The sequence below is a fragment of the Rubrivivax albus genome (assembly GCF_004016515.1).
Classification (GTDB): Bacteria; Pseudomonadota; Gammaproteobacteria; order Burkholderiales; family Burkholderiaceae_C; genus Rubrivivax; species Rubrivivax albus.
Window position 1 is genome coordinate 58330 of the sequence record NZ_SACT01000009.1, and the last position, 26648, is coordinate 84977.

Genomic DNA, 26648 nt, shown 5'->3' on the forward strand with positions numbered 1-26648 from the left:
GGCCGAACTAAGCGGTTTTTTCCTCGATCGACGTGGTCTTGATTTTCGTCAACCTTGGCGATCCAGCCAAATCTCGATGCCCTGCGCGTTGAGGTCGATGTCGAGCGCCAGCAGCGCCGTCACTTCTTCCTTATCGAGCGAGCTTTCCTCCGACTTGAGACTGTCGGCATACAAGTCCGCCAACATGCTCATCAGTGCACGTCGCCGGTCGGGCCGCGATGCCAAGGCGCGAGCCCTTTGCACGGTTTCTTCCAGCAGCGACAGGAACAGCGCACCGAGCCGGGGCACGCCACCGACACGACCGTAGTGGGTCAGGTACATGCAGTCCGGCTGCCGGGCCAGGAGCCGCTGCACCGAAGCCCTCAGCACGTCGGGCTCGAACTGCACCGGCGTGGAGGTGGGCACGATCCACGGCCCGCGGGGGGTGTCGAGTTCGCGATAGCTCAGGCCGAAGGTGTCACCGGTGAACCAGCCGCGGGTCACCTCGTCCCAGATGCAATGGTGGTGCCGGGCGTGCCCCGGCGTGTGCGCCACCGCCAGCGGGCGGTCCGCCAGCATGATGACCCCGTCGTCGTCCGTCGTGCGCACGCGCTCCGCGGCGACCGGCACCAGTTGGCCATAGGCCCGGTCCATCTCGGCCTGGCCGTAGACCGCCAGCGCGCCGGCATAGAGCTGCGTCGGGTCGATCAGGTGCCGGGCGCCGCGGGGATGAACCCAGACCGTGGCGGCCGGCAGGGCTTGCATCAGGGCGCCGACGCCCCCGGCGTGGTCGAGGTGCACGTGGGTGGGGATCACATGGTCCACGGCCTGGAGCGGCAGGCCCAACGCCTCCAGCAGGGCCAGCAGCCGCTGCACGGCGAAGTTGGTGCCGGTGTCGATGAAGGCGGCGCGACCGTCCTGCACGACGAGATAGGCGGCGTCGAAGCGCGGGCGATGGAAGCCGGTGTCGATGGCGTGTACGCCATGGCCGAGGTCCTCGGCCCAGGAGGGGTAGGTGCTCATGGGCGTCGATTCTCACCGCGGATCCCGGGCCCGTCCGACCGGTCAAATGCTTTACAACTAAAGCAATTGAATCCGACAATGGGCTGCTGACCAGGAGAAGCGATGACCCGCCTTGCCCATCTCGAACTGCCGTTCTTCGACGACGCGCACCGTGATCTCGCCCGCGCGCTGGACGTATGGGCCGGTGTGGCGTGCCAGGGGCTGGACCACGGCGACGCCGACGCCACCTGCCGCCGGCTGGTGGCGGCGCTGGGCGAGGCCGGCGTTCTGCGCCACTGCGTGCCTGCGGCCCATGGGGGCATGCGCGACGCACTCGATTCGCGTTCGCTGGTGGTGTGCCGCGAGACGCTGGCCAGGCACGACGGCCTGGCCGACTTCGCCTTCGCGATGCAGGGCCTGGGCAGCGGCCCGATCACGCTGGCTGGCTCCTCGACGCTGCAGCAGGCCATCCTGCCGCGGGTCGCCCGGGGCGATTGCATCACCGCCTTTGCCCTCAGTGAACCCGAAGCCGGGTCCGACGTGGCGGCAATGCGCTGCGCGGCGCGCGACGATGGCGACGTCTGGGTGCTCGACGGCGAGAAGACCTGGATCTCCAACGGCGGCATCGCCGATGTGTACTGTGTCTTTGCGCGCACCGGCGAACAGCCCGGCACGCGTGGCATCTCGGCCTTCGTGGTCGACGCCGGGACGCCCGGCTTCGAGATCGCCGAGCGCATCGACGTGATGGCGCCGCACCCGCTGGCGCGCCTGCGCTTCGATGGCTGCCGGGTGCCGAAGGACCGTCTGCTCGGTCAGGCAGGGGAGGGCTTCAAGCTCGCGATGCGCACGCTGGACATCTTCCGGTCGTCGGTAGCGGCCGCGGCGCTGGGCTTTGCCCGCCGCGCGCTGGACGAGGCGCTGGCGTATGCACAGTCACGCCCGATGGCCGGTCAACGCCTCGCCGACTTCCAGCTGACCCAGGCCGCCCTGGGGGACATGGCGGCGGACATCGACGCCGCGGCGCTGCTGACCTACCGGGCCGCCTGGCTGCGCGACGTGCAGGGGGTGCGCACCACCCGCGAGGCCGCGATGGCCAAGATGGTGGCCACCGAACACGCTCAGCGCGTGATCGACCGCGCGCTGCAGATGCATGGTGGCCTGGGCGTCAAGATCGGCACCGCGGTCGAGTCGCTCTACCGCGAGATCCGCGCGCTGCGCATCTACGAGGGCGCCACCGAGGTCCAGCGCCTGATCATCGGCCGCGACCTGCTCAGCGCGTCCGGCCGCTGAACGAGCGCCCATCCTCGGACGGGGCCGGAGGTCGGCCCGTCGGGGACGGGCCATCGCCTGGGGCCTGGTTCAGCGCGCCAGCACCGTCCACAGGCGGCCGATCTCCGCCACGCCGTCGTTGCCCTTGAGCGAGCGCAGCGTCTGCAGGCCCTTGGACTTGGTCGACGGCTGCTGGATCTGCGCCATGCCAAGGCGGAGCTTGGCATCCTCCGGGTTCTTCAGACCGCCCTTGGCGATGCCCTGCTCGATCAGGCCGATGCCCTTGGCGACCTGACCCATCGTGACGTAGGCGTAGCCCACTTCGACCAGCGCATCGCCGCTCTTCTCGCCCTGAGCCGCTGCTTCGTCGGCCGCGATCGAGGCCTTCTTCTCGGCGTCGCGCTTGAGCGCCAGGTCCTTCAGCCGCTGGTGCCGGCCGGCTTCAGGCCCGGTGCCGAGCTTGCCGTTGGCATAGCCCTTGTCGACGATCTTCAGGCCTTCGGCGGGCAGCCGGGCCTGCAGCGCCAGCTGCGCCATCTCCATGTACTCGTCGGTGGTCTCCAGCGTGTCGGTGGCCAGGCGCAGGCGCATCACGTCCAGGCCCAGGCGCTGGCCGAAGCCGCTCTTGCGCGTCAGGCGGCCGAGGTAGGCGCTCCAGTAGTCCTTCTTCGGGTAGTAGGCGACCAGCTTCTCCAGCGAATGGATGTAGCCACTGGTGTTGTTCAGCCGCTGCTGCGCGTCGGCCAGGCGAAGCAGATCGCCCTCTGCCGGGCGCTGCCCGGCCTTCTCGGCTGCACTGACCGCCGCCGCGGCATCCTTGGCGATGGCGTTGTAGTCACCGGACTGCGACAGCAGGTACTGCTCCAGTTGCCGCAGCGCCGGCGTGTCGCGGCCCAGTTGCTGGGCCTTGTCGGTCCACTGCTTCGCGTTGCCCCAGTCCCGAAGCTGCGAGTAGGCGAATGCCAGCTGTTCGGCGGCCTGCGCCTGCTCGCTGCCCGAGGTCTTGCCGAACACGGCATTGAGCGCCTGCACCGCAGTGGCGTTGTCGCCGGCCCGCTGGGCGGCGGCGGCCTTCATGCGGTCGATCGTCAGCTGCTCGGCGGCGGTGCGGTTGCCCACGGCCTCGGCCTCGCGCACCTTGGCCAGCGCCGCGCGGCCGTTGCCGGCCTTGATCAGTTCGCCGGCCTGCTGCAGGGGCTTGCCGATCTCGGGTCGCAGGCCCTGTGCGTTGGCGGCGGTCAGGCAGCCGGCGGCGATCAGGGCAACGGCGAGGTGGCGCAGCGTCTTCATCGGTGAATCTTCCTTGTGCAAAGAAAAGCAAACGGGGTCGGTCCGGGTGACGGGCCGACCCCTCGCCGGGCAGCGAAGTTCAGTTCATGAACTGTTCGTTGCCCACCAGGCCGATCTTGGTGACCCCCAGCCGCTGGGCCGAGGCCATGATCATCGCGACCGTCTTGTACTCAACGAGCTTGTTGGGTCGCAGGTGCACCTCGGGCTGGTCCGGCTCGGCGGCCACCTGGGCCAGCTTGGCCTCCAGCGTGGCGCGGTCGGGCACGATCTCGCCGTTCCAGCCGATCTGGCCGTCGAAGTCGACGTCGATGCGCACGATCACCGGCTCGCGGGTGGACGGCGGCGGCGTGCCGATCGGCATGTTCAGCTTGACCGCGTGGGTCTGGATCGGGATCGTGATGATGAACATGATCAGCAGCACCAGCATCACGTCAATCAGCGGCGTGGTGTTGATCTCCACCATCACGTCGCTCTCGCCGCCGCCGGAACCTACGTTCATTGCCATCGGGGTCTCCTGTTACTGTGCGCCGGCCGGCGGCTCGGTGATGAAGCCGACCTTGGCGATGCCGGCGCGCTGGCAGGCCACCACCACGCGCCCGATGGACTCGTAGCGTGAGGCGAGGTCGCCGCGGATGTGCACCTCGGGCTGCGGCTCCTTGACGGCCTCGAGCTTGAGCCGGTCGACCAGCGTCTCGATGTCGGGCACGCGTTGCATGTTCCAGAACACATCGCCGTCGAGGTTGACCGCAATGACGATGTTCTCCGGCTTGGTCTGCGTCGGGATGTTGGTTTCCTTGGGCAGCTCGAGCTTGATCGACTGCGTGACCACCGGGATGGTGATCATGAAGATGATCAGCAGCACCAGCATCACGTCCACCATCGGTGTCGTGTTGATGGTGTTGTTGAGCTGCTCCTCGGCGGCGCCTTCGCCGCCGCCTATCTGCATGGCCATGAGAGGGTCCTCCGGTCGTTGCCGATGCGGGCCAGTGACGGCCTGATCAGCGCTTGCCGGACAGCAGCACGTTCAGCAGGTCACCCGAGAAGGCGCGGGTCTCGTCCAGCACGGTCTTGTTGCGGCGCACCATCCAGTTGTAGCCCATCACCGCGGGCACCGCGACGGCCAGGCCGACGGCGGTCAGGATCAGCGCGGCGCCAACGGGGCCGGCCACCTTGTCGATCGAGGCCTGGCCGCTCAGGCCGATCTCGACCAGCGCGTTGTAGATGCCCCAGGTGGTGCCGAACAGGCCGACGAACGGGGCAGTGGAGCCCACCGTGGCCAGCAGCGACATGCCGTCGGACAGGCGGCTCTGCACGTTGCCCAGCGCACGCTCGATGGACATGCCGATCCAGGTGTGCTTGTCGATCGCCTCGACCATCGTGCCTTCGTGGTGGTCGGCGGCCTTCACGCCCTGCGAGGCGATGTAGTGCAGTGCCGAGCCTTCCTTCAGTTCGGCGACGCCAGCCTTCACGCTGGTGGCCTTCCAGAACTTCTCGCTGCCTTCACGGCCGCTCTTGAGCATGCCGCGGGTCTCGAAGAACTTGACGAACAGCACGTACCAGCTCCAGACCGACATGATGGCCAGGATCACCAGCGTGCCGCGCTTGACCTGGTCCGATGCGGCCCACATGCCCGCCAGGCCGAAGGGGTTCTCGACCGAGGTCTTCTCGACCACCGCCTCCAGCGGCGCCGGCGCGGCGGGGGCCGCGGTCGGCTCGGCGGCCGGCGCCGCGGCGGGTGCCGGCTCGGACGCGGCCTGCGCCAAGGCCGGCGCGGGCTGAAGGGCAAAGACGGCAGCGGTGACGATCAGTGCAGCGCCGACGGCGGCACGCAGGGACAGGCTCTTGGACATGTTTTCTCCGACAGGGGATGCGCCTGGGGGTGTCGGCGCGCAATCAGACATTCAGGGGTTTCGCGGGTGGCGATCGTTGGGGTGCAGCGCGAGGTGACGCGTCACTCGAGCTTCCAGACGTACACCACCGTGCCGGTGGTCGTCTGCGGCTTGCCGTCGACGGTGCCGGGCTTGCCGGCGCACTTGCCGTCCACGGCAGAGACGACCGCACGATCCAGCGCGCGATGCTCGCGGCTCAAGCCTGCGGGCTTCACGACCTGCACGTCGCGGATGCAGCCGCGCACGTCCATCGTGTAGCTGATCGTGGTCTCGCCCTCGATCTGGGCACGCGCCGCGGCCGACGGATATTCCGGCCGCAGGGTGTTGAAGTCGATAACCGGCGACGTGCGCGCCGGCGGGGCGGGCGGTGCTGGCGCGGCCACCGGTGCGGGCGGTGCGGGCGGTGCCGGCGGCGGGCCGATCGTGACCGGTGCCGGCGGCGGCGCCTCCCGAGTGACCGTGATGGCCGGTGCCGGCGGCGGGTTGTTCACTACCACCTCGGGCGGGGGCACGAACGACGGCGGCGGCGGCGCGAACTTCGGCGGCGGGGGCAGGTTCTCCGGCGGCGGCGGCGGCGGCGGCTGCACCTCTTCGATGATCTTGGTCTCGATCGGCGCCTTGATCACGTCGACGACCTTGCGGGCCAGGCCGCTGACGATCGCCCATCCGAGGAGCACGTGCAACGCGATAACGATGCCGAGTCCTACCGTGTGCTTGCCGGGGTTTCTCTGTTGCTGGGCGTAATCCACTCACTTCCTCCAGTCGGCGCCCATCCAAGCAAGATGTGCGCCGCTGCGCTTCACTGACGGCACTCTGACGGCGCCGTGAAGGCGCGAACTATAGCCGCCCCGCGATGGGCCCCGGCTTGGGGCATCACCTATCGACGGGGGAGGGTGTAACCGAGTAGTGAAGTTACGCGAGAAGTGGCTGCAATTTGTAGTGGAGTTACAGGCTGTGCTCAGCGGAAGGCGGAGAGCAGCCGTTCCAGCGCCATCGTGAAGGGTTGCTCCAGCATCGGCAGCGTCAGCAACATGCCGATCAGGCCGACGCCCACGGTGATCGGGAAGCCGACGGCGAAGATGTGGATCTGCGCCGCCACGCGCGAGATCATGCCGAGCACCAGGTTCACGAACAGCAGCATCGCGATCAGCGGGATCGCGATCCACAGGCCGGTGAGGAAGATCTCTGCGCCCCAGCGATGCGGCATCGTCTCGCGCAGGAACGAAAACGGCTCCGGGCCCACCGGGAAGGCGGTGAAGCTCTGCAGCAGCGCCGCCAGCACCAGCAGGTGGCCGTTGATGACGACGAACAGCCAGGCCACCATGGTGCCGTAGAAGCGTCCGGTGGCGGTGCCGGAACTGGCGCTCACCGGGTCGAAGAAGCCCGCGAAGTTCAGGCCCATCTGCAGGCCCGTCATCTCCCCGGCGTATTCGATGGCGGCGAAGACGATGCGCACCGAGAAGCCTACGGCCAGGCCGATGACCACCTGCTGCGCGACGATGGCGAAGGCCAGTGGCGAGTCCAGCGGCACCACTGGCATGTCGGGCAGCGAGGCCTGCGCCGCCAAGGCCACCAGCGCAGCCAGCGCGACGCGCACGCGCATCGGCACCGTGCGCGTGCCCAGCACCGGCAGCGAAGAGAACATCGCCAGGACGCGGATGAAGGGCCACAGCAGCGGCGTGATCCACGCCAGCAGCTGGGCCTCGGTGACCTCGACCATCGCGCGACCAGGTCGGGTCGTCAGCCGACGGCGCCGGGAATGGCCTGCAGCATCTCGCGCAGGTACTCCACCAGCGTGGTCAGCATCCACGGGCCCAGCAGCGCCAGCACCGCGACCGCGGCCACGATCTTGGGCACGAAGCTGAGCGTGGCTTCGCTGATCTGCGTGGCGGCCTGGAAGATGCTGACCACCAGGCCCACCACGAGCACGGTCAACAGGATGGGTGCCGACACCGTCAGCAGCATCATCAGGCCCTGCTGGCCGAGGGTGAAGACCTGTTGTGAATCCATGACCTTGGCCTCAGGTGGCGAACGAGGCCACCAGCGACCCCAGCAGCAGGTTCCAGCCGTCCGCCAGCACGAACAGCATGAGCTTGAAGGGCAGGGCCACGAGCACTGGCGACAGCATCATCATGCCCAGGCTCATCAGCACGCTGGCCACCACCATGTCGATGATCAGGAACGGGATGAAGACCAGGAAGCCGATCTGGAAGGCGCTCTTGAGCTCGCTGGTCACGAACGCGGGCACCAGCACCCGCATCGGCACGTCTTCGCCCTTCACGCCGGCTGGCAGCCTGGCCATGTTGGCGAACAGTTGCACGTCGGCCTGGCGCGTCTGCTTGAGCATGAACTCGCGCATCGGCACCTCGCCGCGCGACAGCGCCTCGTCGAAGGCGATCTGGTTGGCGGCGAACGGCGCGTAGGCCTGCTCGTAGACGCGGTCGAAGGTCGGCGACATCACGAAGAAGGTCAGGAACAGGCTCAGGCCGATCAGCACCTGGTTGGGTGGGGCGGCTGGTGTGCCCAGCGCCTGGCGCAGCAGCGACAGCACGATCACGATGCGCGTGAAGCCGGTCATCATCAGCACCAGGGCCGGGATGAAGGACAGCGCGGTGAAGAACAGCAGCGTCTGGATCGGCACCGAGTAGCTGTTGCCCTGCGGACCCTGGCCGATCACCAGCGGCAGGTTGCCCCCGGTGGGCGTGCCCTGCGCTAAAGCCGCTGCGGAAACGGCCGACAACACCGACAAGGCGAGGGCCGGCCGCCAGAACCGCGCCAGCGTGGTCATCACCACGCGCGCCAGGGGTTCAGCGCGCATCGGTCCCCCGACCCTGCAGGCGGCCCAGCAACTGGGCGAAGGTGGCCTGCGGCGTGCCGCCGGCCGTGCCTGGCGGCGTGCTGCCGGCCTGCGGCACCATCGTGTGCAGCGTGGTGATGCTGTTGGGCGTGACGCCCAGCACCAGCCAAAGGCGATCATCGCCTTGGCCGACCTCCACCGTCACCAGACGCTGCGCGTTCGACAGCGGCAGCGTACCCACAGGGCGCACCGGCCCGCTGGCGAACTGTGCGCCCATCGGGCTGCGGCGGATCATCCACAGAACCAGCGGGATCAGCGCAATGACGCCGACGAGCCAGAGCAGCGGGGTCAGACTCGAGGTGTTCATGCCTTGGACAGCCTGCGCATGCGTTCGCTCGGGGTGACGATGTCGGTCAACCGGATGCCGAACTTGTCGTTGACGACGACGACCTCGCCCTGGGCGATGAGAAAACCGTTGACCAGAACGTCCATCGGCTCGCCCGCCAACGCGTCGAGCTCGACCACCGAACCCTGGGCCAGCTGCAGGATGTGCTTGATCGGGATCCGGGTGCGGCCGAGCTCGACCGTCAGCTGCACCGGGATGTCCAGGATCATGTTGATGTCGTTGCCGGCCGCCGGGTTGGTGCCGGTGGGCGCGAAGTTGGCGAACGACGCCGGGGCTACGCTCTCGGCCGGCGCGGCGACCTCGCTGGCCACATCGCTGCTGCCCTTGCTCTCGGACAGTGCCGCGGCCCATTCGGCCGCCATCTTGTCCTCTTCGCTCATTTCCTGCGGATCAGCCACGGCTTTCGTCCCCCAGCCAGCCCACCGGCGAGCCGGTGGTCAGCAATTGATCGATCTTGATCGCGTAGCGGCCGTTCGACGTGCCGTAATGGGCATCGAAGATCGGCACGCCGTCCACCTTGGCCTGCACCACCGGCTCGAGGTCGAGCTCGATGAAGTCGCCAGGCTTGAAGCTCAGCAGCTGCTCCACCGTGGCCGGCGCGTGCGCCAGTTCGGCCACCAGTTCCACTTCGGCGGACTGGATCTGGCTCTGCAGCAGCTTGACCCAGCGGCGGTCCGGCTCGGCCGAATCGCCCTGGATGGTCGAATACAGCACGTCGCGGATCGGCTCCAGCGTCGAGTACGGGATGCAGAAGTGCACCGTGCCGGTGGTGTCGCCCACCTCCAGCGTGAAGCTGGTGGCCACGACGATCTCGCTGGGCGTGGCGATGTTGGCGAACTGCGGCTGCATCTCCGAGCGCTGGTACTCCAGGTCCAGCGGGTAGACCCCCGTCCAGGCCTTGCGGTACTCGGCAGTGATGACCTCCACCAGGCGCAGGATCACGCGCTGTTCGGTGGGCGAGAAGTCGCGGCCCTCGATGCGCGTGTGGTACTTGCCAGCACCGCCGAACAGCGAGTCGATCACCGCGAACACCAGGTTGGGGTCGCAGACGATCAGGCCGCTGCCGCGCAGCGGCTTGACCGACATGATGTTGAAGTTGGTCGGCACCACGATCTCGCGAAGGAAGGCGCTGTACTTCTGCACCTTGATGCCACCGATGGCCACCTCGGGCGACTTGCGGATGAAGTTGAACAGGCCGATGCGGATGTTGCGGGCGAAGCGCTCGTTGATCACCTCCATGGTCGGCATGCGACCACGGACGATGCGCTCCTGGCTGGCCAGGTCGTAGTCGCGGATGCCGCCGGACGGCGCCTCTTCCTGCTCGAGCTTCTGGCTTTCGCCGGTGATGCCCTGGAGCAGCGCGTCGACTTCGTCCTGCGACAGGATCTGCTGGTTCATGCCCGTGCCCGGCGGTGCTTACTGGATGATGAAGGTCGAGAAGTACACGGCCGTGATCGGCAGCTCCTGCGCCGGCGCCCGCTTGCGCTTCTTGCGCTTGGAGGAGGTGTCCTCCTCCTCGTCTTCCTCGTCCTCCAACTCGATGCCCAGGCCGCGCGCGGCCTCGCGGGCCACTTCACGGGCCAGTTTCTCCTTGCCGTCGCGCTCCATCAGTTCGGCCGAGGTCTTGTGGGCCAGCAGCATGAGGATGTTGTTGCGCACCGCCGGCATGAAGGTCTTCAGCGCACCTTCGGTGCTGCTGTCCACCAGTTCCAGCGTGATGCCTACCTGCGCGTATCGCTCGGCTTCCTTGTCGGCGAGGTTCACCGTGAAGGGCTCGAGCGGCGCGAACACGGGGGCCGCTTTGGGGTCGCGCGCCTTGGCGACGGCCGGCTTGGCGTGTCCGTCGTCGGCATCCTCGTGCTCGGCTGGACTCTTCTTGAGCATCAGCACTGCACCCACGCCGGCGAGCGCCAGCACGACCACGGCGGCGATGATGATGATCAGCAGCTTCTTCTTGCCCTTGGGCGCCGGAGCATCGGCGGTGGCGGCAGCAGCGGACATGCGGACTCCTTCGAAACCTGCAGGTCATTATTCGAAGGCGAGCCCGAACTGATGCCGGGATAAGCGGCACGATTTCCGGCCAGCCGGCGGGCACGAGGGGCCGGCCCGGGCGGGCCGGTCGTTGCGTCAGGCGTAGACGTCCACCACGCCCCGTGGGCTGGCGGGCAGGCGTGTCAGCAGTTCGGCGCCACCGTCGGGGTCGCCTTGACCCTCACCATCCGCGCGCCATGAGGCCCGAGCGTTGGCTGGCGTGTCGCTTTGCTGGTCCTGACGCGTCGAGTGCTCGAACACGCCTCCGCCGGTCAGTGTGAGCCCGCTGTCGCGCAGGGCGCTGGCCAGCGAAGGCATGGACTGCTCGAGAGCCTGGCGCGTGGACGCGTGTTCGGCGACCATCTCCACCCGGGCGTGGTGGCCTTCGATCTGGATCTGCACCGCGATCGGACCCATCTCCGCCGGGTTCAGGTGCAACCGCGCCTCGGTGACACCTTCCTTGACCAGCAGGGTGAGCTGGGCACCGAGCGCAGGCGGGAAGGCCGGGCTGTGCAGCGGCGCACGAATCTCCCGTTCAGGCAAGGCGACCCCCTCAGGGGCGTCGGCCACGTCGGGCGTGGCCGCTGGTGCGCCCGTTGCAGGATGCATCGCCGTTGCGCCGGAGACGGCCGGGGCGGCGTCTCCGACAGCTTGTCGAAACGCCTGCCCGAAGCCAGCGCCCGGCGCGGACAGAGGCGCTTCCGCGGCACCAGTGGTGTCGCTTTCGGCCAGTTCGTCGAGCTTGCCGCGGGCGACACCGGCGTGGTCACCGTCGGCGCCACGGGCGGCTGCCCATGAGGCGCCGCCGCCGCGTCCAGGGCGCGGCCGATCGTCGGCCCCGGCCACCAGGGCAACGTCACTGTCGTCTTCCGGCGCCTGGTCGACAGGTTCGGCGGGCGTCGCCGCACGGCCGAGCTCGGGACGCAGGCCGGGCGGTAGCCAGGCCTGCGGCTGGGCCGGTGAGAGCTGCTGATCCGAGGCCTGGTTCAAGTCCGCAAGGGCAACGTCCGCCGTGACCCGGTCGGGACGGTCGACGGGCCGGTCGGCCACGACTGGGTCGGCCGCCGTGTCCGGTGCCGACAAGGCGTCCTCGCCCGGGCTCCCACCCGGTGCGCTGGCCTTGCGGATCATGTGATGGCCGGACTTCTGCGGGGCCGCCTGCACGCTACGGCCGTTGATGTCGGGTCTGTCACGGTCCTGGCCGGGGGCGGCCCGGCGTGCCGCCTGAAGCGCGCGCGAGAAAGCGTCGGTCTCGTCCGAGCCGGGCTGCTGCGGCGTGGCCGAAGGCGAGATGGTCTGGGCGGGAGTCGTGGCGGCAACATGCATGGCGAGAACCGGGTTCAGGTGATGTCGGCCGAAATGGCGCGCGCCCAGGCGGCGCGCTGGGCGGCCTCGTCGGTCTGCTTCTGATCGCGCCGCTGCGCCAGCCGCTGTTGCGCCGCCAGGCGGCGTTCGATCAGCTTGCGCACGGCGGCCACGCGCTGTTCGCAGCGCCTGAGCTGTTCGCGCGCTCGTGCCACGCGCTGCCCCTGCTGGCGGCATTGGGCGTCCTGCTGCGCGATGGCCTGGTCCAGGCGCTGCGAGAACCCGTGGTGACATTGCAGCAGGGCCGGCACCGTCGGCTGGCGGAACTGCGCAGTCCAGCGGGCCTGGAACTGGGCACGGTACGACTGCAGTTCGCTGGCCTGGTCGGCATGGCGCCTGGCCAGTGCCTCGGCCTCGCGCAGTGCCGCCTGGGCAGCATCGCGCTCGCCCTCGGCGTGTTCGAGCAGCGTCTTCAGCGATTGCAGCGAAGCCGGCGTCATCGGTCAGGCCCTCAGGCGTTCGGCACCAACGTTGCCAGCTGCTTCAGGCTGGCCGGCAGCGTGGCGCGGTCGTGCATGTCCTGCTGCAGCATCGCGGTCAGCGGTGGGTGCAGCTTCACGGCCAGGTCGAGCTCGGCATCGTGGCCCGGGGTGTAGGCACCCAGTTGGATCAGGTCGCGGGCCTTGTTGTACCGGGCCAGCATCTGTCGGGCACGGCGGGCGGCCGCCACGTGTCCGCGGTCAGCCACGGAGCCCATCACGCGCGAGATCGACTTCTCGACGTCAATGGCCGGGAAGTGGCCTGCCTCCGCCAGTTCGCGCGACAGGACGATATGACCGTCCAGGATGCCGCGTGCCGCGTCGGCGATCGGGTCCTGCGGGTCGTCGCCCTCGGTCAGCACCGTGTAGAAGGCGGTGATCGAGCCATTGCCTTGGAGGCCGTTGCCACTGCGCTCCACCAGTGCCGGCAGCTTGGCGAACACGCTGGGTGGATAGCCCTTGGTGGCTGGTGGCTCGCCGATGGCCAGTGCGATCTCGCGCTGGGCCATCGCGTAGCGGGTCAGACTGTCCATCAGCAGCAGCACGTGGCGACCTTGATCGCGGAAGTGCTCGGCGATGGCGGTGGCATAGGTGGCGCCTTGCAGGCGCACCAAGGGAGGCGCGTCGGCCGGGGCGGCGACGACCACGCTGCGGGCGCGACCCTCGTCGCCGAGGATGTCCTCGATGAATTCCTTGACCTCGCGTCCGCGTTCGCCGATCAGGCCGACGACGATGACGTCGGCCGCGGTGTAGCGGGCCATCATGCCCAACAGGACAGACTTGCCCACGCCGGTGCCGGCGAACAGACCCAGGCGTTGGCCGCGGCCGACGGTGAGCAGCGCATTGATGGCGCGTACGCCGGTGTCCAGCGGCTGGCGTACCGGGTCGCGGTCCATGGCGTTGATGGGGCGGCGCACCATGGGGAGCTCGGCGGTGCCCGCCAGGGGCCCGCCACGGTCCATCGGCACGCCGTGGGCGTCGACGACGCGGCCGAGCAACCCGACACCCATGGGCAGGTGCAGGCCGCGATCCTCGCTGCGTCGCCAGGGGTGGTTCTCCTGGCCGAAGCGCGGCGGCAGGTTGGGGGCAGGGCGTGGTACGACGCGGGCACCGCTGGCCAGGCCATGCACCTCGCCCGTGGGCATCAGGAAGGCACGATCGCCGTTGAACCCCACGACTTCGGCCAGCACCGGGGGCTGCCCCTCGCTGAAGACCTCGCACACCGAGCCCACCGGGACGCGCACGCCGGCCGCCTCGAGCACGAGCCCGGTCACGCGCACCAGCGAACCCTCGGTCTCCAGTGGCTGGGGCAAGGCGGCGAAGGTCTGCAGATCGGCCAGGTAGCGCTGCCAGCGGCTGCGGCGTTCCACCACGGATGTCATGCGTCGGGCTCCTCGCTGCCGGTCACAGACGACCAGGGTTCCGTGCTGCCCAGTGCGCCAGCGGCCTGAGCCCAGCGCGATTCGATGCGGGCATCGACGGCGCCGAGGTCGGATTCGATGCGGCAACCGCCGCGCCGGATCGAGGCTTCAGCCACCAGGCGCGCTCCACGGGCCTGCAGCAGTTCCCCTGCACCTTCGGCGACCAGCGGCAGATCCTGCGGGTGCACGTGCACGGCAATCTGGCGGGCCGACAGCAGCACGGCACCGACGGCCTCGCCAGCCACCCGGGCCACCAGTTCGGGCTGCACGCTGAGCTCATGCCGCAGCACCTGCCGCGCCAGTTGCACGGCGGTGGCGGCCACGGCGTCGGCCAGCTGCGCCTCCAGGGCGTCGAAGGCGGCATCCATGCCCTGCACCAGGGCGCCCACCTGGGCGGTGGCCTGGGCGGCGAAGCTCTGCTTGAATCCTTCCAGCGCCACCAGGCCGTCACGGTAGCCGTCCTCGTAGCCGGCCTGCCGGGCCGCGGCAAGCTCCGCCTGTGGATCGACGGGCGGGGCCTGTGGCTCCGGCGCCTCGGCCTGCGGGTGCATTGCCGGATGAGGACCGATCCGGTCCCCGAAGGAGTCTGGCGCCCAGGCAGCAAAGTCCTGCAGTTCCTCGCGGGGAATGAAGCGCGTGTAGGCGTTGCCGGCCTTGCTGCCCGGCGGCGGCGGCACGTTGCGGATCCGGCTGCGGTCAGACGTACTGCTCATCACCGCCGCCTCCCATCACGATCTGGCCTTCGTCGGCGAGACGGCGGACGATCTTCAGCATTTCCTTCTGTTCCGATTCGACTTCGGACAGCTTGACCGGACCGCGCGACTCCAGGTCCTCGCGCAGCGTCTCGGCGGCGCGGGTGGACATGTTCTTCAGGATCTTCTCCCGCAGTTCCGGCGTGGCGCCCTTGAGCGCGATCACCAGCGACTCGGACTGCACTTCCTTCATCAGCGCCTGGATGCCCTTGTCGTCCAGGTTGACCAGGTCGTCGAAGACGAACATGTTGTCCATGATCTTCTGCGCCAGGTCGTTGTCGCTCTCGCGCACGAAGTCCAGCACAGAGGTTTCGATCGCGCTGCCCAGCAGGTTCAGGATCTCCGCGGCGGCCTTGACGCCGCCCAGGTTGGCCTTCTTCATCCGGTCGCCGCCGGCGAGCACCTTGCTCATCACGTCGTTGAGATCCTTCAACGCCATCGGCTGGATGCCGTCGAGCGTGGCAATGCGCACCAGCACCTCGTTGCGCTGGCGTTCGGTCATCAGCTTGAGAACGTCCGACGCCTGGTCCACCTCCAGGTGCACGACGATGGCCGCCACGATCTGCGGGTGCTCGTTGCGCAGCAGTTCGGCCACGCTCTGTGCGTCCATCCACTTCAGGCTCTCGATGCCGGTGACGTCGCTGCCCTGCAGGATGCGGTCGATCAGGAGGTTGGCCTTGTCGTCGCCCAGTGCCTTGCGCAAGACCGACTTGACGTACTCGTCGGTGTCGCTGACCAGCATGTTCTGGTCCTGGGCCACGGTGTCGAACTTGTCCAGCACCTTCGAGAAGCGCTCGCGCGGCACCGACTTCATTCGCGCGATGGTCTCGCCCAGGCGCTGCACCTCCTTCGGCCCCAGGTGCTTGAAGACCTCGGCTGCCTCCTCCTCGCCCAGCGACATCAGCAGGATCGCCGCGTCCTCCAGGCCTTGCTCGTCCAGGTTGCTGCTTGCCATGCTGTCGCCCGGTCAGGCTGCGGCTTCGGGGTTGACCCAGCTGCGCATGATGTTGGCCACTGCCGCCGGGTTCTCCTTGGCCAGCCGGCGGGCGGCCTCGAGCTTCTCGTTGGCCTGTGGTGCCTCGAGCTGTGGAGGTGCGGCCTCCATTGGCGGCAGTTCCTCCTCGTCTGCGACCACGGCGTCGACCTGGCTGCCAGGCGCCGGCGGCAATGGGGTCGTTGCGGCCTTGAGTGCCGGTCGAATGAAACCGAACAGCGCGATCAGTGCCACCAGAACCAGCGCTACCGGGGTCGCGCCGCTGCGCAGAAGGTCCTGCACCCATGGTTGTTCCCACAGCGGCAGTTCTGCCTCCGGCGCCGGCGCCTCGGTGTGGAAGGGTACGTTGATGACCTGCACCTTGTCGCCCCGCTCGGCATCGAAGCCGATGCCCTGCTGTACGAGCGCCGTGAGCTTCTCGATCTCTTCGGGGGCCAGTGGCGTCGTGGTGGTCTTGCCCTTGGCGTCGGTGACCGTGCGGTGGTTGACCACGACGGCGGCGTTCAGCCGGCGCACCGTGCCCGTGGCGCCACGCGTGACCCGCACGGTCTTGTCGACCTCGTAGCGGGTCTCGGCCTCGCGGCGGCCGTTGCCACCCGTCGTGCTGGTCAGCGCCGCCTGCAACGGCGCGGCTGCACCCGTGATCGGCGCGGCCGGCGTTGCCTGGGGTTGGTTGCTCTGCGCGCCGGGCACGCCGGCCGGAACGGCGGCGCCGGGCTGTGACGATTCCTCGCTGCGCGTGGCGCGGATGGCGGCCGGCGCGGTGCCGGTGTTGGGCCGGTACTCCTCGGCGGTCGACTCCACCTGCGAGAAGTCCACGTCGGCAGACACCGTGGCGCGCAGGTTGCCTCGGCCGACCACCGGTTCCAGCAGTTCCAGCACGCGCTGCACGGCCACGCTCTCGATGTTGCGGCGGTAGTCCAGTTGCACGGAGTCCAGGCCGTTGGCGTTCTCCTGCGGGTTGAGCAGCGCACCTGTGCTGTCGATGATGCTCACCTCACTGGGCTTCAGGTCCGGCACGCTGCGCGACACCAGGTGCACGATGCCGGCGATCTGCGCGCGGTCCAGCGTGCGGCCCGGGTGCAGCGTCAGTGCGACGGACGCGGTCGCCTTTTCCTGTTCACGGAAGAAGCCGTTCTGATTGGGTATGCCCAGGTGCACGCGCGCGGCGGCCACGGAGTCCAGCGTCGTGATCGTGCGCACCAGCTCGCCTTCGCGGGCGCGTTGCAGGCTGATCGATTCCAGGCGCTGCGTACGGCCAAAAGGGGACACCTTGTCCAGAGCGTCGTAGCCGCTTTCGCCGCCTTTGGGCAGGCCTGCGGCGCCGAGCTTCATGCGCAGTTCGTAGACCTTGTCGGCCGGCACCAGGATCATGCTGGCCCCTTCACCGATGCGGTACGGCACACCAAGCTGCTGCAGCTTTTCGATCACCTGGCCGCCGTCCTTCTCGCTGAGGCTGGGGAACAGCGGGCGGTACTCACCGTCACGCACGTTCATCGACAGCGCCACGATCACCGCCAACAGGGCTGCCAGCCCGATGCCCAGGTTCATCTTGCTGCGGGCAGGCATCGAAGCCAGGCGCGCGGCGAAGCCCGGCTGGGCTGGCACGAGCATCGGGGCGGCAGGAGCGACAGCGGCGTTGTCCATGTGTTCGAGGCGTTGCGCGGACGGCAGGCGTCCAGCGATGCCGCATTGTTCGGTCAGGCGCCCCGCATCGTTGGCACCAAAAAGGCCGGGTTCGGACTTCAGTTCCATCCATCGCTGCCGAGGGGGGTGGCTACAGTGCCGTCCATGCCAGAGCCCGCGAAGGGCCGGTCGCTGCCCCGAAAGACCTCGCATGGACCTCAAGCTCAAACCGTTCGACTTCAACCAGGCCGTGGCCCGTGCCGGGCTGCGTCCCGACGGTCAGCCGCTGGCCAAGGCCGCCCCCGCCGTGGAAGGGGCCAACTTCCGCGATGCCATGGCGCAGGCGCTGCGTTCGGTCAGCGACGCGCAGAACGAGGTCAGCGGCATGCGCAAGGCCTTCGCGATGGAAGATCCGACGGTGTCTCTGGAACAGGTGATGATCGCGGGCGAGAAGGCCAAGCTGGGGTTCACCGCCGCGGTGGGTGTGCGCAACCGCCTGGTGCAGGCCTACAGCGAGATCATGAACATGCAGGTCTGAGCCCGCGGGCCATGTCAGGGCCGGGACGGGCGGTTCAGCAAGGGGCCTGACCGGCCAGCTGCGTCGTCGTGCAGATGCGCGCGCGGCCCAGCAGAGACAGGCTGACCTGGACTTCATGCTGCCCGTCGACCCCGCGCAGGCTCACCTGGACACCCAGATCGGGCGTGCCGACCGGCTCGAGCATCACGTTGCTGGCCGAAACCAGGGTCACGCCTGGCCAGTCGGCGGCGCGTTCGGTCTTGAGCTGGCAAGGCTGCGGCGTGCCGCAGGCGCAGCCGGCCGTGCTGGCCACGGCGTAGCACCAGCCGGCGTCGCCGGAAAACACCACGTGCAAGGGCTGGCCCGATTGCACGGCTTCCAGCCGCGCTTCGTTGAGGTCCATGGCCAGCGTCTCGGCCAGTGACGCCAGCCGCTGGCGGGCCAGGCGCTCGCCGAGAGTCGGCATGGCCATCGTGGCCAGGATGGCGAGGACCGCCAGTGCGATCGTGATCTCGATCAGCGTCAGGCCCCGGGAGCAGCGCTGCGGTGTTCGGCCCATGGGGCGGTCCACGGCCTCAGCGGTTCCAGCAGCGGCGTGACGGGCCTGGCGTGGCGAAGCCCTGCACCACCTGCAGGGTGATCTCGGCACACTCGGCGTCGGCCTGCTGCGGGCTGCCGTCAATGGGGCGGGCGACAACGGCGTAGCCGTCGGGTACGCCGGTGTCCAGGCTCAGAGCGTAGAGCCCTTCGGGACTGCGCAAAGACACGCCCAGCGCGGAGGCGTCTGCACTGTAGAGCCCGTGCAGGGCTCGATGGCGTTCCTGGGCCAGCTGCACACGTTCCAGGGCCAGGGTGGCGTCGGCACGGCGTGATGCGGTCAGTCGCGTCTCCATCGCAGGCCAGGCGAAAGTGACGAGCAGGCCGGTGACGACCAGCACGATCGCCAGCTCTATCAGGGTGAAGCCTGACCTGGGCATGCCATCAGTCCAGAGACAGCATCCGCCGGTGCTTCTGCGTCTGGTCGATGTAGCGCTGCAGTGCACGGGCAGCCGCGGGGCCGAGGTCGGTCCACTCGCAGCCGATCCGAATGCCGCGCTGTCCGGGGTGGATGGCCGTGACGTGCTGCAGGCTCAGGCCGGTATCGAAGCGGGTGTCGGCATCGAGATCGATGCGCACCGCGCCCAGTCGCGTGCCGGGCTTCAGCGGGGGCACGTCGTCGCCGACGAACAGGGCGCACCCGCCTGCGCTGACATCCAGCACGCGCAACGGCAGCAGCATGTCGGGCATCGCGGGATGGCGCAGGTGTGCTGTGGGGGCGTGGCGTTCGAGCGTTCGCACGCGGTAGCTCTGGCGACGCTGGAAGCGGTACATCTCCTGCGGCCACGCCGTTTGCAGCACTGCCCCCGAGCGTCCGCGGACGATCAACGGTCGTTCCAGGTCGAACTGCAGCTTGACGCTGTCCAGATAGGCCACGCCCACGAGTTCATCGGATTCGATCATCGCCGGCAGCTGTGGCCGGTCGGCGTCGATACTGAAGCTCAGGTTGCCGGCTCGCTCGTCGATCGACCACAGCGACACCGACAGTGCGTGCGCGTCGGGACTGCTCAGCTGCACCGGCACCGCGCCGTCGCGCAGCTGGCGCAGGTAGGCCAGGATCTCGCCGGGGTGGGCGACGCGGAACTCCTGCCAGGCGTCGCGCCCGCCCTCGGCGGGCAGCGGGGCCGGTTGCGTGTCCAGGAACATTTCAGGCAACGTTCGGTGGTCAGTGCAGGGTTTGGCGCTTGCCGGCCATCATGTCGTCGAGATCCTGTAGCCAGGGCTCGGCCAGATGACGGATTTCCGCGTCGTTGATGAGGATGCGCTGCATGATGCGCGACTTGGCCTTGGCCGCTTCGGCGTCCAGTGGCGAGTTGCGGGCTGCATGCTTCAGTTGGCTGATCAGCAAGACGCAGGCGCCCTCTAGCTTGACCACCTGGTCCCAGTCGCCGGCCTTGGCGGCACTGAGCATGTCGGCGCTGGCCTGTTCGATGGCTTCGTAGTAGCTCAACAGTCGGGTATCCATGATCTGTCCTGTCGTCCGGGGCTCAACGGGCATGGCCATCGACCTTCGGGCCGATCTCGTGCCAGGCATCCTTCAACGGGGCCAGCAGGCGCTGGCACTCCTCGATGGCCTGCTCGTCGCTGTGCAGGTTCGCGCTGGTCAGCCGCATCGACAAGTAGCCGTAGAGCGCGTGCAGGTCGGCTGCCAGGGCACCGCCGCCACGGAGGTCCAGCGCCGCGCGCAGGCCCTCGTCGACGATCCGGGCTGCCCGACCCAGAGCACGGCCCTTGGCCTCCACCTGGCCGGCGCGGATGGCGCCCCTGGCCTGGGCCAGTGCGTCCATCAGTCCTTCGAACAGCATTTCGATCAGGCGATGCGGCGTGGCGGTGGCCACGGCCGTCTGGTGCCCGATCTGGCGGTACGCGTTGGCAAACGGGTTCGGGCGGCCGGGTCGGGTGGAGAGCTGGGGACTGAACATGTCGGTGTGGATCAGCGTGCGGGTATGTATGCCTTATCGGTCGCCGCCTGCCCGTGCTTGAGTCGGGCGATCCATCGGGTTGAGACCTGGATCAACCTCTGCTCGACGTGTTGGCGATCAGCGTGAGCTGCTGGGTCAGATAGTCCGCCGTGCCGCTGAGGCTGGACATGGCCGTATCCAGGGCCTGGTACTGCCGGCGCAGGCGCTCCTCGGTCTGCGTCAGCCGACGCTCCATGCTCTCCTGGCTCTTCTGATTCAGGCTGATCTGACCCTTCAGGCTCGCGGTGCGGTTCTCGAACGCGCCCTCGGCGCCCAGGACCGAGCTGGCAAAGTCCTTGAACCGGTCGATGAAGCCCGAACTGGCCGTGTCGGTGCCATCCGCAGCCAGCACCTTGCGCAGCTCCGGCAGGTTGCCCAGTGCGTCGGTGAGCCTGCTGCTGTTGATGCTCAGCGTGCCGGTGCTGGTGAAGGAGATGCCGATGTCCGTCAGGCGTTCGAAGGTGTCCGAAGCCTCGCTGCCCTGGTTGACGATGGCACGAAGCTGGGCCTGCAACGAGACCACCAGCCGATCGCCCTGCAGCGTGCCACCCACCTTGGTATCCGGGTTGTACTTGGTCTGGTCGCGGATGTAGTTGGCCACGTCGTTGAACGCACTGACGAAGGTCTCGATGCTCTTCTGGATCGCCGCCGTGTCCGGCGCCACGTTGACCTCCACTTCGGACGTCGTGACCTGCGACAGTGTCAGTGTCAGGCCATCGGCCACGCCCTCGAGCGTGTTGCTGGCGGAGGTGATCGGGATGCCGTTGATCGTGGCCTCGGCGTTGATTGCCGTCTGGCTGCGGGTCATCGGCGATGCGGCCATCGCGGTGTAGGCGAAGGCCGAGAGTCCGGTGGCTGGATTCCCATCGTCAACGGTCTCGCTGGCCGTGATCCGGAATGCGTTCTCCGCGCCCGTCTCCTTCGAACGAAGGGACAACCGGGTGCCGCTGGCGTCGTTGATCAGCGTGGCTGTCACACCAGCTTCGGACTGGTTGATCTTGTCGCGGATCTTCTCGAGGCTGGTGTCGTCAGGACCTATCGTCACCACGACCGGTGCCGCGCCGCTCTTGGCGGTGAATCCGGTAGGGGCGGGTTCACCTGTCCAGCTGCCGAGTTCGATCGTCAGCGAACCTTCGCCGATCACGGCGCCCGGCCCCGAGAAGGCCGTGCTCGCCAGTGTCTGCGTGCTGGCCAGCTTGTCCACCTGCACGGCATACCGGCCGGCGGCAGCGCCAGCACTGGTGCTCACCTTGAGCGCCGCGGCGTTGGCGCTGTTGGCCACGGTCTGATTCCACAGGCTTACCGACGTCAGCGTATTGGAGGCGTCCCGCAGGGCCGACATGCGGCTCTGCAACGTGCCGATGGCCGACAGCTTGGTGTCCAGGCCGCTCTTGGCCTGCTGCAGGATGTTCAGCGGTCGGCTCTCCAGCGCCATCAGCTGAGTGACGATGCTGTTGACGTCCAGGCCGCTGCCGATGCCGGTGGAGGTGATGGTGGCCATGGCGAGTCCTTTTCGGCTGTTGCCGGGTCTTCAGGCGCCTATCGGCATCTGGCCCGTGGACTTGAGGGCCGGACCGGCCAGCCCCGAAAGGGTGCGCGCCGCCCCACCCGGGGAGCTATCGATGCTTCCCTCGGGCAGTGGCGGCGCGCATGTGAGGTTTGGTGATCGCGATGTGCCTGGACGTTGCTCGGCATGACATCGGTGCCAGGCTCGGCGGCGGAAGCTGGTCCGAAGCGACTGATCCTGGACCGGTTCGGACGCGGGCCCCGCAGAGCTCGTCAGGTTCGGCAGGCGTGAATCAGTCCGCAGGGACTGATCCACGTCCAGCCTCACCCCTGCAGCAGCTGCAGGACCTGCTGGGGGAGCTGGTTGGCCTGGGCGACCATGGCGTTGCCGGCCTGTTGCAGGATCTGCGCCCGGCTCAGGTTGGCGGTCTCCGCCGCGAAGTCGGCGTCCATGATGCGGCTGCGTGCCGCGGCCTGGTTCTCGGCGGAGATCTGCAGGTTGGAGATCACGGCCTCGAAGCGGCTCTGCGCGGCGCCGAGGGTCGCACGCTCGCTGTTGATCAGGTCGAGCGCTGAGTCGATGTTCTGGACCACGGTCTGCAGGTCCGTCGACGATGCGGCGGAACCGATGCCCAGCGTCGGTGCGGTGCCGCCGGTGCCGGCCACCGTGATGATCGAGCTGGCCGCGGCCATGTCGGTGGTGGCGATGTCGATCGAGTCGTTGGTCGTGACGTTCGCACCCACCTGGAAGGTCTGGGTGCCCGCCTCCCCGCTGAGGATCGCCTTGCCGTTGAAGGTGGTCCCACCCAGCACGCGCTGGATCTCCTTGGCCAGCTCGGTGTACTCCTTGTTCAGCGAATCCTTGTCGCTGTTGGAGTTGGTGGCGTTGCGCGACTGCAGCGCGAGTTCACGCATGCGCTGCAGCGCGTCACCCACCTTGCCCAGCGCCCCTTCGGCCGTCTGGGCCAGAGAGATGCCGTCGTTGGCATTGCGCACCGCGACGTTCATGCCGCGGACCTGGGCGTTCATGCGTTCGGCGATCGCGAGGCCGGCGGCATCGTCCTTGGCGCTGTTGACGCGCAGGCCCGAGGACAGGCGCTGCATCGACGTCATCAGCGACGACTGCGAGGAATTGAGGTTGCGCTGCGCGTTCAGCGAAGCGAGGTTTGTGTTGATCGTCTGCGGCATGTTGAGCACTCCACAAGAATCTGCGACTCCCGGCGAACGTGCCTGTCGGCCAAGCTTTCCGGTCCACGTGCCGCCAGGGATGGGTGCACGTTGAGTTGGATTCTTCGGCAGTTCTCTTCAGTACGATCCGCCGATATGCGGCGGAAATCCGGGCCTGATCGCGTCTGTCCACGCCCTGCGGGGCACCACGCAGGTCTCGCCGTCGGGTGGCCTGCCGCGGTCGGCGCGATCGGTCGATGCACACGCAGGCCGGAGCGGCCCGGGCATAGGCTCAAGCGTCCAGGAGATCCTGCTCCGAGGCGCGGTACTGTTCCTTGAGCCGGATGATCTCGAGCAGGCGCGTGTGCGGTGGCAGCACCTTGACCGCGTCGGGCAGCACGGCACCCTTGACCGCATGGCGCTTGTCGACCGTGTCTCGCACCGCGGGTTCGCCCAAGGGCAGGCCGCTGCGCCCGACCAGCGAAGCCACGATGGGCAGGTTGGCCCGTCGGCCACGTGCGATCACGACACCGAGTTCGCCGCTCTCCAACTGCACGAAGCTCCCGGGCGGATAGAGGCCCACGGCGCGGAGCAGTGCACCGCCGATCTCGTCGGGCTTGCCGTCCGGGCCAAGACAGGCCTCCCTGGCTGCCTGGATGGGCGACATCGGCGAGCGGGCTGCACGCCGGCTCAGCTTGGCGCCGAAGATGTCCACCCGCCGGATCAATGCCGCCAGCCGCTGGCCGGTGCTGCGCTCCGCCAGCGGCACGTTCGGTTCGCTCAAATGATGGCGGGCCACCGCGTCCAGCCAGACCAGGTCCTTCACGCCGGCGGCTTGCAGCATCATCGCGCCACGCACGGCGTGCTCACGCACCAGGTCACGCTGCGCCGGTGTCAGCGGTCCCGACTGCATCAGGAGCATGTCCTGCTCCCGCGTCATCGCCACGTTCATCGACAGGCCGGCCGAGAAGAGACTGTCCACCTCTGCGGCTGTCCATTGCATCAGCCGGGCCGCCTCGGCGGCCACGCTGGCCACCAGCACGGCATGGTGCGTGCTGTAGCGCTCCAGCATGGTGCTGGCGTGCTGGACCATGGTGTAGACCACACTGTCGAACCGGCGGCGCGTCAGCTGCTGAAGCGCCTGGCTCGGCGGCGCAAATCGCTCGAGCCAGCCGCTGCCCGGCGTTGCCTGGCGCAGCGTGGCGTCCAGCTGCAGCAGCAGCGTGTCCAACTCCACCGCGAACGGGACCTCGTTGTCCTCGCGCGTCGATGAGGTGCTCTGCTGGTCGGGCAGCGCCTGGGCGATGGTGTTCAGGTCGGCGCCGCCGATCACCAGGCCGTTGACCTTCTCGGCCACACGCCGGCGCCAGTCCGTCGCTTCCTGCTCGCCGGTGAACAGGTTCAGCTTGTTCAGCGACGCCAGCTGCGACTCACTCGCGATCATCTGGTTCGCGGCGAGCAGCAGGTTGCCGCTGCCATCCCGCAGCGGGAAGGGCAGCGACACGTCGAGCCGGAGGTATTCCTTGGAGAAGGGGACGAGTTTCACGGGTCTGGATCCGGGGGATCACTGCGGTGACCATCGGCCGTTTTGGCGTCCAGCTTGAGCACTCTCGGCGAAATTATTAGCCAGCCCCGGCGCTTTCCGCTGTTCACGGCGATTGATGCTGGACGTGAAACGACACGACCGCCTCGTCGCCCCAGGAGGCCTACAGCCGGCCGGCGCAGTTGGTGGCGCCGCAGCGGCAGCGCAGGCGCCCTTCGTGGTGAGTCTCCCCGTAGTCCACTGTGATCTCCTCGTCCAGGGCGATGTCACGCAGCGCGTAGAACTCGACGCGCCCGTTGCGGATGTCCAGCCGTGCGTTCGGGTCGCAGCTGTGGTTGGTGTAGCGCATCGGGTCGGCCGAGCGCGTGAAGTCGATGGCCCGCCGCGGCGAGAGCTCCACGATCATGATGCGCTCGCTGCGTGTGGCGCGGATGCGGGCCTCGTCAACGCTGATGGCCTCGCCGCGGATCTCGCCGATCTTGCGCCGCGCCGGCACCGGCTCGGCGGCGAACGCCCCCTGGCCGTCGATGGCGCTCGGGCGCACGTCGACGGCGTACTTCTGGTAGGCCGGGCGGGTCACCCGGGGTGCCCCTGCATGCGTGCCTCCAGGCGCCCGGCCGCCAGCGCCATCAGCACGCCGGCGGCCGCGGCGCTGGCCGTCACCGCGAGCGCGCTGGACCACTGTCCGCTGCTGGCCACCACGGCTGCGATCAGGGGCGTGCCCACCACCTGGCCCAGCTGCGCGCCCTGCATGTACAGACCCTGCAGGGTGCCGATCTGCTGCGGCGAGCGCGCCAGCACCGTTGACGAGGCCATCACCGCCGCCGGGATCACGCCGCCGGCGAAGGACACGAACACCGCCGCCGCGTAGCGCAGGGGGTCGGGCAGGGCCTCGGTGCTGTAGACCAGCGCACCAGCGCCGGTGCACAGCTGTGCCGCCAGCAGCAGCCGCCCGCGCGGGATCTCCTGCTGCACCAGCCAGCCGCCCAGCAGGTTGCCCGGCACGCAGGCCAGCAGCATCAGACCGGTCAGAACGGCCGTGGCGCCGGCGCCGGCACCGCGCTGCTCCTGCAGGTAGGTGGGCATCCAGACGATGAGCGCGAAGTGCTGCATGGCCCAGACGCCGAAGCTCAGCGCCAGCAGCCAGGGCAGGGGCTGGGCCAGGGCGCCGCGTGCGGTGGCCCACAGCCCGCCGCCGTTGGCGGCGTGGCCCGGGGCCGCTGCAGCATAGTGCCGGCGCTGGCCCGCCACAGCCGCGGCTGCCAGCAGCAGGCCGGCGGCGGCCAGGAACCACAGGCCGGTCCAGCCGGTCCGCGGCAGCAGCCAAGGGGACGCGAGCATGGCCATGCTGGCGCCGGCCGGCATGTAGGTGCTCCAGAGCCCCAGGGCGAAGCGCCGGTCGCCCGGTGACGTGGCCGCCGTGACCAGCGCCGGGCTGGCCACCGCCACCACCATGAACCCCAGGCCTTCGAGCAGCCGCGAGCCGATCAAGGGCCACCAACCAGGCGCCAGCGGTGCGATCAGCGACGCCCCGGCACAGATCACCAGCCCGCCCAGGACCATGCGCAGCGCGCCCAGCCGGCCCACCCACATGCCGGTGAAGGTGGCGCCCAGGAAGGCCAGGAAGACCAGCATCGAGGCCACCCAGCCGGCCTGCACCAGGCTCAGGTCGAGCTCGCTGCGCAGCGTGGGCAGGGCCACCGGCACCTTGCCGACGTTCAGCGCGATGGCCAGCCCGCCGGCCATCACGGCCGTCACGGCCGGCCAGTGGGTGCGCGGGGACTCCAGGGGAGCGGTCAAGCCTCGACGCCTTGGAGGTTGACCTTGGGGGTGAGCGCGTCGACGACGCTGCGGCACCTGGCGGCTGCCAAGGCGCAGATGTCACCGCGACCGAACAAGGACCTGCGCAGCGTGCCCGACAAGGCCGGCACCGGGGTCTCGAGGGCAGGGCGATGGCAGGGCTTGTGCATGGTAAGAATGCGTGTCGTGGTGCCCGACGAGGCACGGGCGGCGGGGGGGCGCGATGCTATCATCCGGCCGCGTCGGCGCTCCGTTGC

At 68.7% G+C, this 26648-nt stretch carries 31 protein-coding genes; 2 read left to right on the forward strand and 29 right to left on the reverse strand.

Annotated features, from left to right (window positions below; translation table 11 throughout):
• Positions 1 to 48: 48 nt before the first annotated feature.
• The gene (locus ENE75_RS21015; protein ID WP_128200369.1) at positions 49 to 1002 is read right to left on the reverse strand and encodes an MBL fold metallo-hydrolase; all 954 of its coding nucleotides are present in this window, start codon (positions 1000 to 1002) and stop codon (positions 49 to 51) included.
• A gap of 102 nt (positions 1003 to 1104) precedes the next feature.
• Between ENE75_RS21015 and ENE75_RS21020 the strand changes: the two genes are divergently transcribed.
• Entirely contained in the window at positions 1105 to 2271 is a 1167-nt protein-coding gene (locus ENE75_RS21020; RefSeq protein WP_128200371.1) for an acyl-CoA dehydrogenase family protein, read from the forward strand.
• 69 nt (positions 2272 to 2340) lie between these two features.
• Here the strand turns inward: ENE75_RS21020 and ENE75_RS21025 are convergent, their stop codons facing one another.
• The 18 genes from ENE75_RS21025 to fliF all read right to left on the reverse strand — a co-directional run bounded on the left by ENE75_RS21025 (position 2341) and on the right by fliF (position 17288).
• The gene (locus ENE75_RS21025; protein ID WP_128200373.1) at positions 2341 to 3540 is read right to left on the reverse strand and encodes a hypothetical protein; all 1200 of its coding nucleotides are present in this window, start codon (positions 3538 to 3540) and stop codon (positions 2341 to 2343) included.
• Between the two features lie 79 nt (positions 3541 to 3619).
• On the reverse strand, positions 3620 to 4045 hold the full coding sequence (locus ENE75_RS21030) for an ExbD/TolR family protein (protein WP_199232379.1): 426 nt from the start codon (positions 4043 to 4045) through the stop codon (positions 3620 to 3622).
• A 12-nt stretch (positions 4046 to 4057) separates the two neighbouring features.
• Entirely contained in the window at positions 4058 to 4492 is a 435-nt protein-coding gene (locus ENE75_RS21035; protein WP_128200375.1) for an ExbD/TolR family protein, read from the reverse strand.
• Between the two features lie 46 nt (positions 4493 to 4538).
• The gene (locus ENE75_RS21040) at positions 4539 to 5390 is read right to left on the reverse strand and encodes a MotA/TolQ/ExbB proton channel family protein (RefSeq protein ID WP_128200376.1); all 852 of its coding nucleotides are present in this window, start codon (positions 5388 to 5390) and stop codon (positions 4539 to 4541) included.
• Between the two features lie 101 nt (positions 5391 to 5491).
• Positions 5492 to 6178: an energy transducer TonB gene (locus ENE75_RS21045; protein WP_199232380.1), complete on the reverse strand. Its 687-nt coding sequence runs from the start codon at positions 6176 to 6178 to the stop codon at positions 5492 to 5494.
• A 209-nt stretch (positions 6179 to 6387) separates the two neighbouring features.
• On the reverse strand, positions 6388 to 7149 hold the full coding sequence (gene fliR / locus ENE75_RS21050; protein WP_128200378.1) for a flagellar biosynthetic protein FliR: 762 nt from the start codon (positions 7147 to 7149) through the stop codon (positions 6388 to 6390).
• A 20-nt stretch (positions 7150 to 7169) separates the two neighbouring features.
• Entirely contained in the window at positions 7170 to 7439 is a 270-nt protein-coding gene (fliQ, locus tag ENE75_RS21055; RefSeq protein ID WP_128200380.1) for a flagellar biosynthesis protein FliQ, read from the reverse strand.
• A 10-nt stretch (positions 7440 to 7449) separates the two neighbouring features.
• Positions 7450 to 8247, reverse strand: coding sequence for a flagellar type III secretion system pore protein FliP (fliP, locus tag ENE75_RS21060; protein ID WP_128200382.1), 798 nt, complete (start codon positions 8245 to 8247; stop codon positions 7450 to 7452).
• On the reverse strand, positions 8237 to 8593 hold the full coding sequence (locus ENE75_RS21065) for a FliO/MopB family protein (protein ID WP_128200384.1): 357 nt from the start codon (positions 8591 to 8593) through the stop codon (positions 8237 to 8239). The genes fliP and ENE75_RS21065 overlap by 11 nt, the downstream gene beginning before the upstream one ends.
• Positions 8590 to 9012, reverse strand: coding sequence for a flagellar motor switch protein FliN (gene fliN / locus ENE75_RS21070; RefSeq protein WP_199232381.1), 423 nt, complete (start codon positions 9010 to 9012; stop codon positions 8590 to 8592). The genes ENE75_RS21065 and fliN overlap by 4 nt, the downstream gene beginning before the upstream one ends.
• A 10-nt stretch (positions 9013 to 9022) precedes the next feature.
• Positions 9023 to 10030: a flagellar motor switch protein FliM gene (fliM, locus tag ENE75_RS21075; RefSeq protein ID WP_128200388.1), complete on the reverse strand. Its 1008-nt coding sequence runs from the start codon at positions 10028 to 10030 to the stop codon at positions 9023 to 9025.
• Between the two features lie 18 nt (positions 10031 to 10048).
• Positions 10049 to 10633 carry a flagellar basal body-associated FliL family protein gene (locus ENE75_RS21080; protein ID WP_128200390.1) on the reverse strand — a complete coding sequence of 195 codons (585 nt, stop codon included), beginning with the start codon at positions 10631 to 10633 and terminating at the stop codon, positions 10049 to 10051.
• A 126-nt stretch (positions 10634 to 10759) separates the two neighbouring features.
• A complete protein-coding gene (locus ENE75_RS21085) occupies positions 10760 to 11794 on the reverse strand; it encodes a flagellar hook-length control protein FliK (RefSeq protein WP_158289035.1) in 1035 nt (344 codons plus the stop codon).
• 209 nt (positions 11795 to 12003) lie between these two features.
• Complete coding sequence (gene fliJ, locus ENE75_RS21090) at positions 12004 to 12468, reverse strand: flagellar export protein FliJ (protein ID WP_233259195.1); 465 nt, start codon at positions 12466 to 12468, stop codon at positions 12004 to 12006.
• 11 nt (positions 12469 to 12479) lie between these two features.
• The gene (fliI, locus tag ENE75_RS21095; RefSeq protein ID WP_128200394.1) at positions 12480 to 13889 is read right to left on the reverse strand and encodes a flagellar protein export ATPase FliI; all 1410 of its coding nucleotides are present in this window, start codon (positions 13887 to 13889) and stop codon (positions 12480 to 12482) included.
• Positions 13886 to 14641, reverse strand: coding sequence for a FliH/SctL family protein (locus tag ENE75_RS21100; protein ID WP_128200396.1), 756 nt, complete (start codon positions 14639 to 14641; stop codon positions 13886 to 13888). Before ENE75_RS21100 ends, fliI begins: the two co-directional genes overlap by 4 nt.
• Positions 14625 to 15620 carry a flagellar motor switch protein FliG gene (gene fliG, locus ENE75_RS21105; protein ID WP_128200693.1) on the reverse strand — a complete coding sequence of 332 codons (996 nt, stop codon included), beginning with the start codon at positions 15618 to 15620 and terminating at the stop codon, positions 14625 to 14627. Before fliG ends, ENE75_RS21100 begins: the two co-directional genes overlap by 17 nt.
• Before the next feature lie 27 nt (positions 15621 to 15647).
• Complete coding sequence (fliF, locus tag ENE75_RS21110) at positions 15648 to 17288, reverse strand: flagellar basal-body MS-ring/collar protein FliF (protein ID WP_233259196.1); 1641 nt, start codon at positions 17286 to 17288, stop codon at positions 15648 to 15650.
• Positions 17289 to 17511: 223 nt separating this feature from the next.
• Here fliF and fliE point away from each other — a divergent pair, with 223 nt between their 5' ends.
• Entirely contained in the window at positions 17512 to 17838 is a 327-nt protein-coding gene (gene fliE / locus ENE75_RS21115) for a flagellar hook-basal body complex protein FliE (RefSeq protein ID WP_128200400.1), read from the forward strand.
• 34 nt (positions 17839 to 17872) lie between these two features.
• On the opposite strand, the gene ENE75_RS21120 is transcribed toward fliE, so the two are convergent.
• From ENE75_RS21120 to ENE75_RS21165, 10 genes are all read right to left on the reverse strand, one after another.
• Positions 17873 to 18376 carry a GspH/FimT family pseudopilin gene (locus tag ENE75_RS21120; RefSeq protein ID WP_128200402.1) on the reverse strand — a complete coding sequence of 168 codons (504 nt, stop codon included), beginning with the start codon at positions 18374 to 18376 and terminating at the stop codon, positions 17873 to 17875.
• Between the two features lie 16 nt (positions 18377 to 18392).
• Positions 18393 to 18794, reverse strand: coding sequence for a type IV pilin protein (locus ENE75_RS21125; protein WP_128200404.1), 402 nt, complete (start codon positions 18792 to 18794; stop codon positions 18393 to 18395).
• Positions 18795 to 18798: 4 nt separating this feature from the next.
• Positions 18799 to 19560, reverse strand: coding sequence for a flagellar brake protein (locus tag ENE75_RS21130; RefSeq protein WP_128200695.1), 762 nt, complete (start codon positions 19558 to 19560; stop codon positions 18799 to 18801).
• 19 nt (positions 19561 to 19579) lie between these two features.
• Positions 19580 to 19879, reverse strand: a complete 300-nt coding sequence (locus tag ENE75_RS21135; RefSeq protein ID WP_128200406.1) for a flagellar protein FliT — start codon at positions 19877 to 19879, stop codon at positions 19580 to 19582.
• 22 nt (positions 19880 to 19901) lie between these two features.
• Complete coding sequence (fliS, locus tag ENE75_RS21140; RefSeq protein ID WP_128200408.1) at positions 19902 to 20336, reverse strand: flagellar export chaperone FliS; 435 nt, start codon at positions 20334 to 20336, stop codon at positions 19902 to 19904.
• A gap of 91 nt (positions 20337 to 20427) precedes the next feature.
• Positions 20428 to 21876, reverse strand: coding sequence for a flagellar filament capping protein FliD (fliD, locus tag ENE75_RS21145; RefSeq protein WP_128200410.1), 1449 nt, complete (start codon positions 21874 to 21876; stop codon positions 20428 to 20430).
• A gap of 329 nt (positions 21877 to 22205) precedes the next feature.
• Positions 22206 to 23069 (reverse strand): flagellin domain-containing protein, encoded by an 864-nt coding sequence (locus tag ENE75_RS21150; protein WP_128200411.1) that lies wholly within the window; start codon positions 23067 to 23069, stop codon positions 22206 to 22208.
• 271 nt (positions 23070 to 23340) lie between these two features.
• Positions 23341 to 24594: an HD-GYP domain-containing protein gene (locus tag ENE75_RS21155; RefSeq protein WP_128200413.1), complete on the reverse strand. Its 1254-nt coding sequence runs from the start codon at positions 24592 to 24594 to the stop codon at positions 23341 to 23343.
• Positions 24595 to 24754: 160 nt separating this feature from the next.
• Positions 24755 to 25171 (reverse strand): SET domain-containing protein, encoded by a 417-nt coding sequence (locus tag ENE75_RS21160; RefSeq protein ID WP_128200415.1) that lies wholly within the window; start codon positions 25169 to 25171, stop codon positions 24755 to 24757.
• On the reverse strand, positions 25168 to 26391 hold the full coding sequence (locus tag ENE75_RS21165; protein WP_233259197.1) for an MFS transporter: 1224 nt from the start codon (positions 26389 to 26391) through the stop codon (positions 25168 to 25170). Before ENE75_RS21165 ends, ENE75_RS21160 begins: the two co-directional genes overlap by 4 nt.
• Positions 26392 to 26648 lie beyond the last annotated feature (257 nt).

Excerpts from the sequence above, each read along its gene's own strand:
- fliD (WP_128200410.1), bottom strand. The coding sequence starts at position 21,876 with ATGGCCACCATCACCTCCACCGGCATCGGCAGCGGCCTGGACGTCAAC.
- ENE75_RS21085 (WP_158289035.1), bottom strand. The coding sequence starts at position 11,794 with ATGATCCGCAAGGCCAGCGCACCGGGTGGGAGCCCGGGCGAGGACGCC.
- ENE75_RS21150 (WP_128200411.1), bottom strand. The coding sequence starts at position 23,069 with ATGCCGCAGACGATCAACACAAACCTCGCTTCGCTGAACGCGCAGCGC.
- fliJ (WP_233259195.1), bottom strand. The coding sequence starts at position 12,468 with ATGACGCCGGCTTCGCTGCAATCGCTGAAGACGCTGCTCGAACACGCC.
- fliQ (WP_128200380.1), bottom strand. The coding sequence starts at position 7,439 with ATGGATTCACAACAGGTCTTCACCCTCGGCCAGCAGGGCCTGATGATG.
- ENE75_RS21035 (WP_128200375.1), bottom strand. The coding sequence starts at position 4,492 with ATGGCCATGCAGATAGGCGGCGGCGAAGGCGCCGCCGAGGAGCAGCTC.
- fliR (WP_128200378.1), bottom strand. The coding sequence starts at position 7,149 with ATGGTCGAGGTCACCGAGGCCCAGCTGCTGGCGTGGATCACGCCGCTG.
- fliP (WP_128200382.1), bottom strand. The coding sequence starts at position 8,247 with ATGCGCGCTGAACCCCTGGCGCGCGTGGTGATGACCACGCTGGCGCGG.
- ENE75_RS21040 (WP_128200376.1), bottom strand. The coding sequence starts at position 5,390 with ATGTCCAAGAGCCTGTCCCTGCGTGCCGCCGTCGGCGCTGCACTGATC.
- fliM (WP_128200388.1), bottom strand. The coding sequence starts at position 10,030 with ATGAACCAGCAGATCCTGTCGCAGGACGAAGTCGACGCGCTGCTCCAG.
- fliE (WP_128200400.1), top strand. The coding sequence starts at position 17,512 with ATGGACCTCAAGCTCAAACCGTTCGACTTCAACCAGGCCGTGGCCCGT.
- ENE75_RS21025 (WP_128200373.1), bottom strand. The coding sequence starts at position 3,540 with ATGAAGACGCTGCGCCACCTCGCCGTTGCCCTGATCGCCGCCGGCTGC.
- ENE75_RS21065 (WP_128200384.1), bottom strand. The coding sequence starts at position 8,593 with ATGAACACCTCGAGTCTGACCCCGCTGCTCTGGCTCGTCGGCGTCATT.
- ENE75_RS21100 (WP_128200396.1), bottom strand. The coding sequence starts at position 14,641 with ATGAGCAGTACGTCTGACCGCAGCCGGATCCGCAACGTGCCGCCGCCG.
- ENE75_RS21015 (WP_128200369.1), bottom strand. The coding sequence starts at position 1,002 with ATGAGCACCTACCCCTCCTGGGCCGAGGACCTCGGCCATGGCGTACAC.
- ENE75_RS21125 (WP_128200404.1), bottom strand. The coding sequence starts at position 18,794 with ATGCCCAGGTCAGGCTTCACCCTGATAGAGCTGGCGATCGTGCTGGTC.
- fliI (WP_128200394.1), bottom strand. The coding sequence starts at position 13,889 with ATGACATCCGTGGTGGAACGCCGCAGCCGCTGGCAGCGCTACCTGGCC.
- ENE75_RS21130 (WP_128200695.1), bottom strand. The coding sequence starts at position 19,560 with ATGTTCCTGGACACGCAACCGGCCCCGCTGCCCGCCGAGGGCGGGCGC.
- fliF (WP_233259196.1), bottom strand. The coding sequence starts at position 17,288 with ATGCTCGTGCCAGCCCAGCCGGGCTTCGCCGCGCGCCTGGCTTCGATG.
- ENE75_RS21135 (WP_128200406.1), bottom strand. The coding sequence starts at position 19,879 with ATGGATACCCGACTGTTGAGCTACTACGAAGCCATCGAACAGGCCAGC.
- ENE75_RS21080 (WP_128200390.1), bottom strand. The coding sequence starts at position 10,633 with ATGTCCGCTGCTGCCGCCACCGCCGATGCTCCGGCGCCCAAGGGCAAG.
- fliS (WP_128200408.1), bottom strand. The coding sequence starts at position 20,336 with ATGTTCAGTCCCCAGCTCTCCACCCGACCCGGCCGCCCGAACCCGTTT.
- ENE75_RS21030 (WP_199232379.1), bottom strand. The coding sequence starts at position 4,045 with ATGGCAATGAACGTAGGTTCCGGCGGCGGCGAGAGCGACGTGATGGTG.
- fliN (WP_199232381.1), bottom strand. The coding sequence starts at position 9,012 with ATGAGCGAAGAGGACAAGATGGCGGCCGAATGGGCCGCGGCACTGTCC.
- ENE75_RS21020 (WP_128200371.1), top strand. The coding sequence starts at position 1,105 with ATGACCCGCCTTGCCCATCTCGAACTGCCGTTCTTCGACGACGCGCAC.
- ENE75_RS21120 (WP_128200402.1), bottom strand. The coding sequence starts at position 18,376 with ATGGGCCGAACACCGCAGCGCTGCTCCCGGGGCCTGACGCTGATCGAG.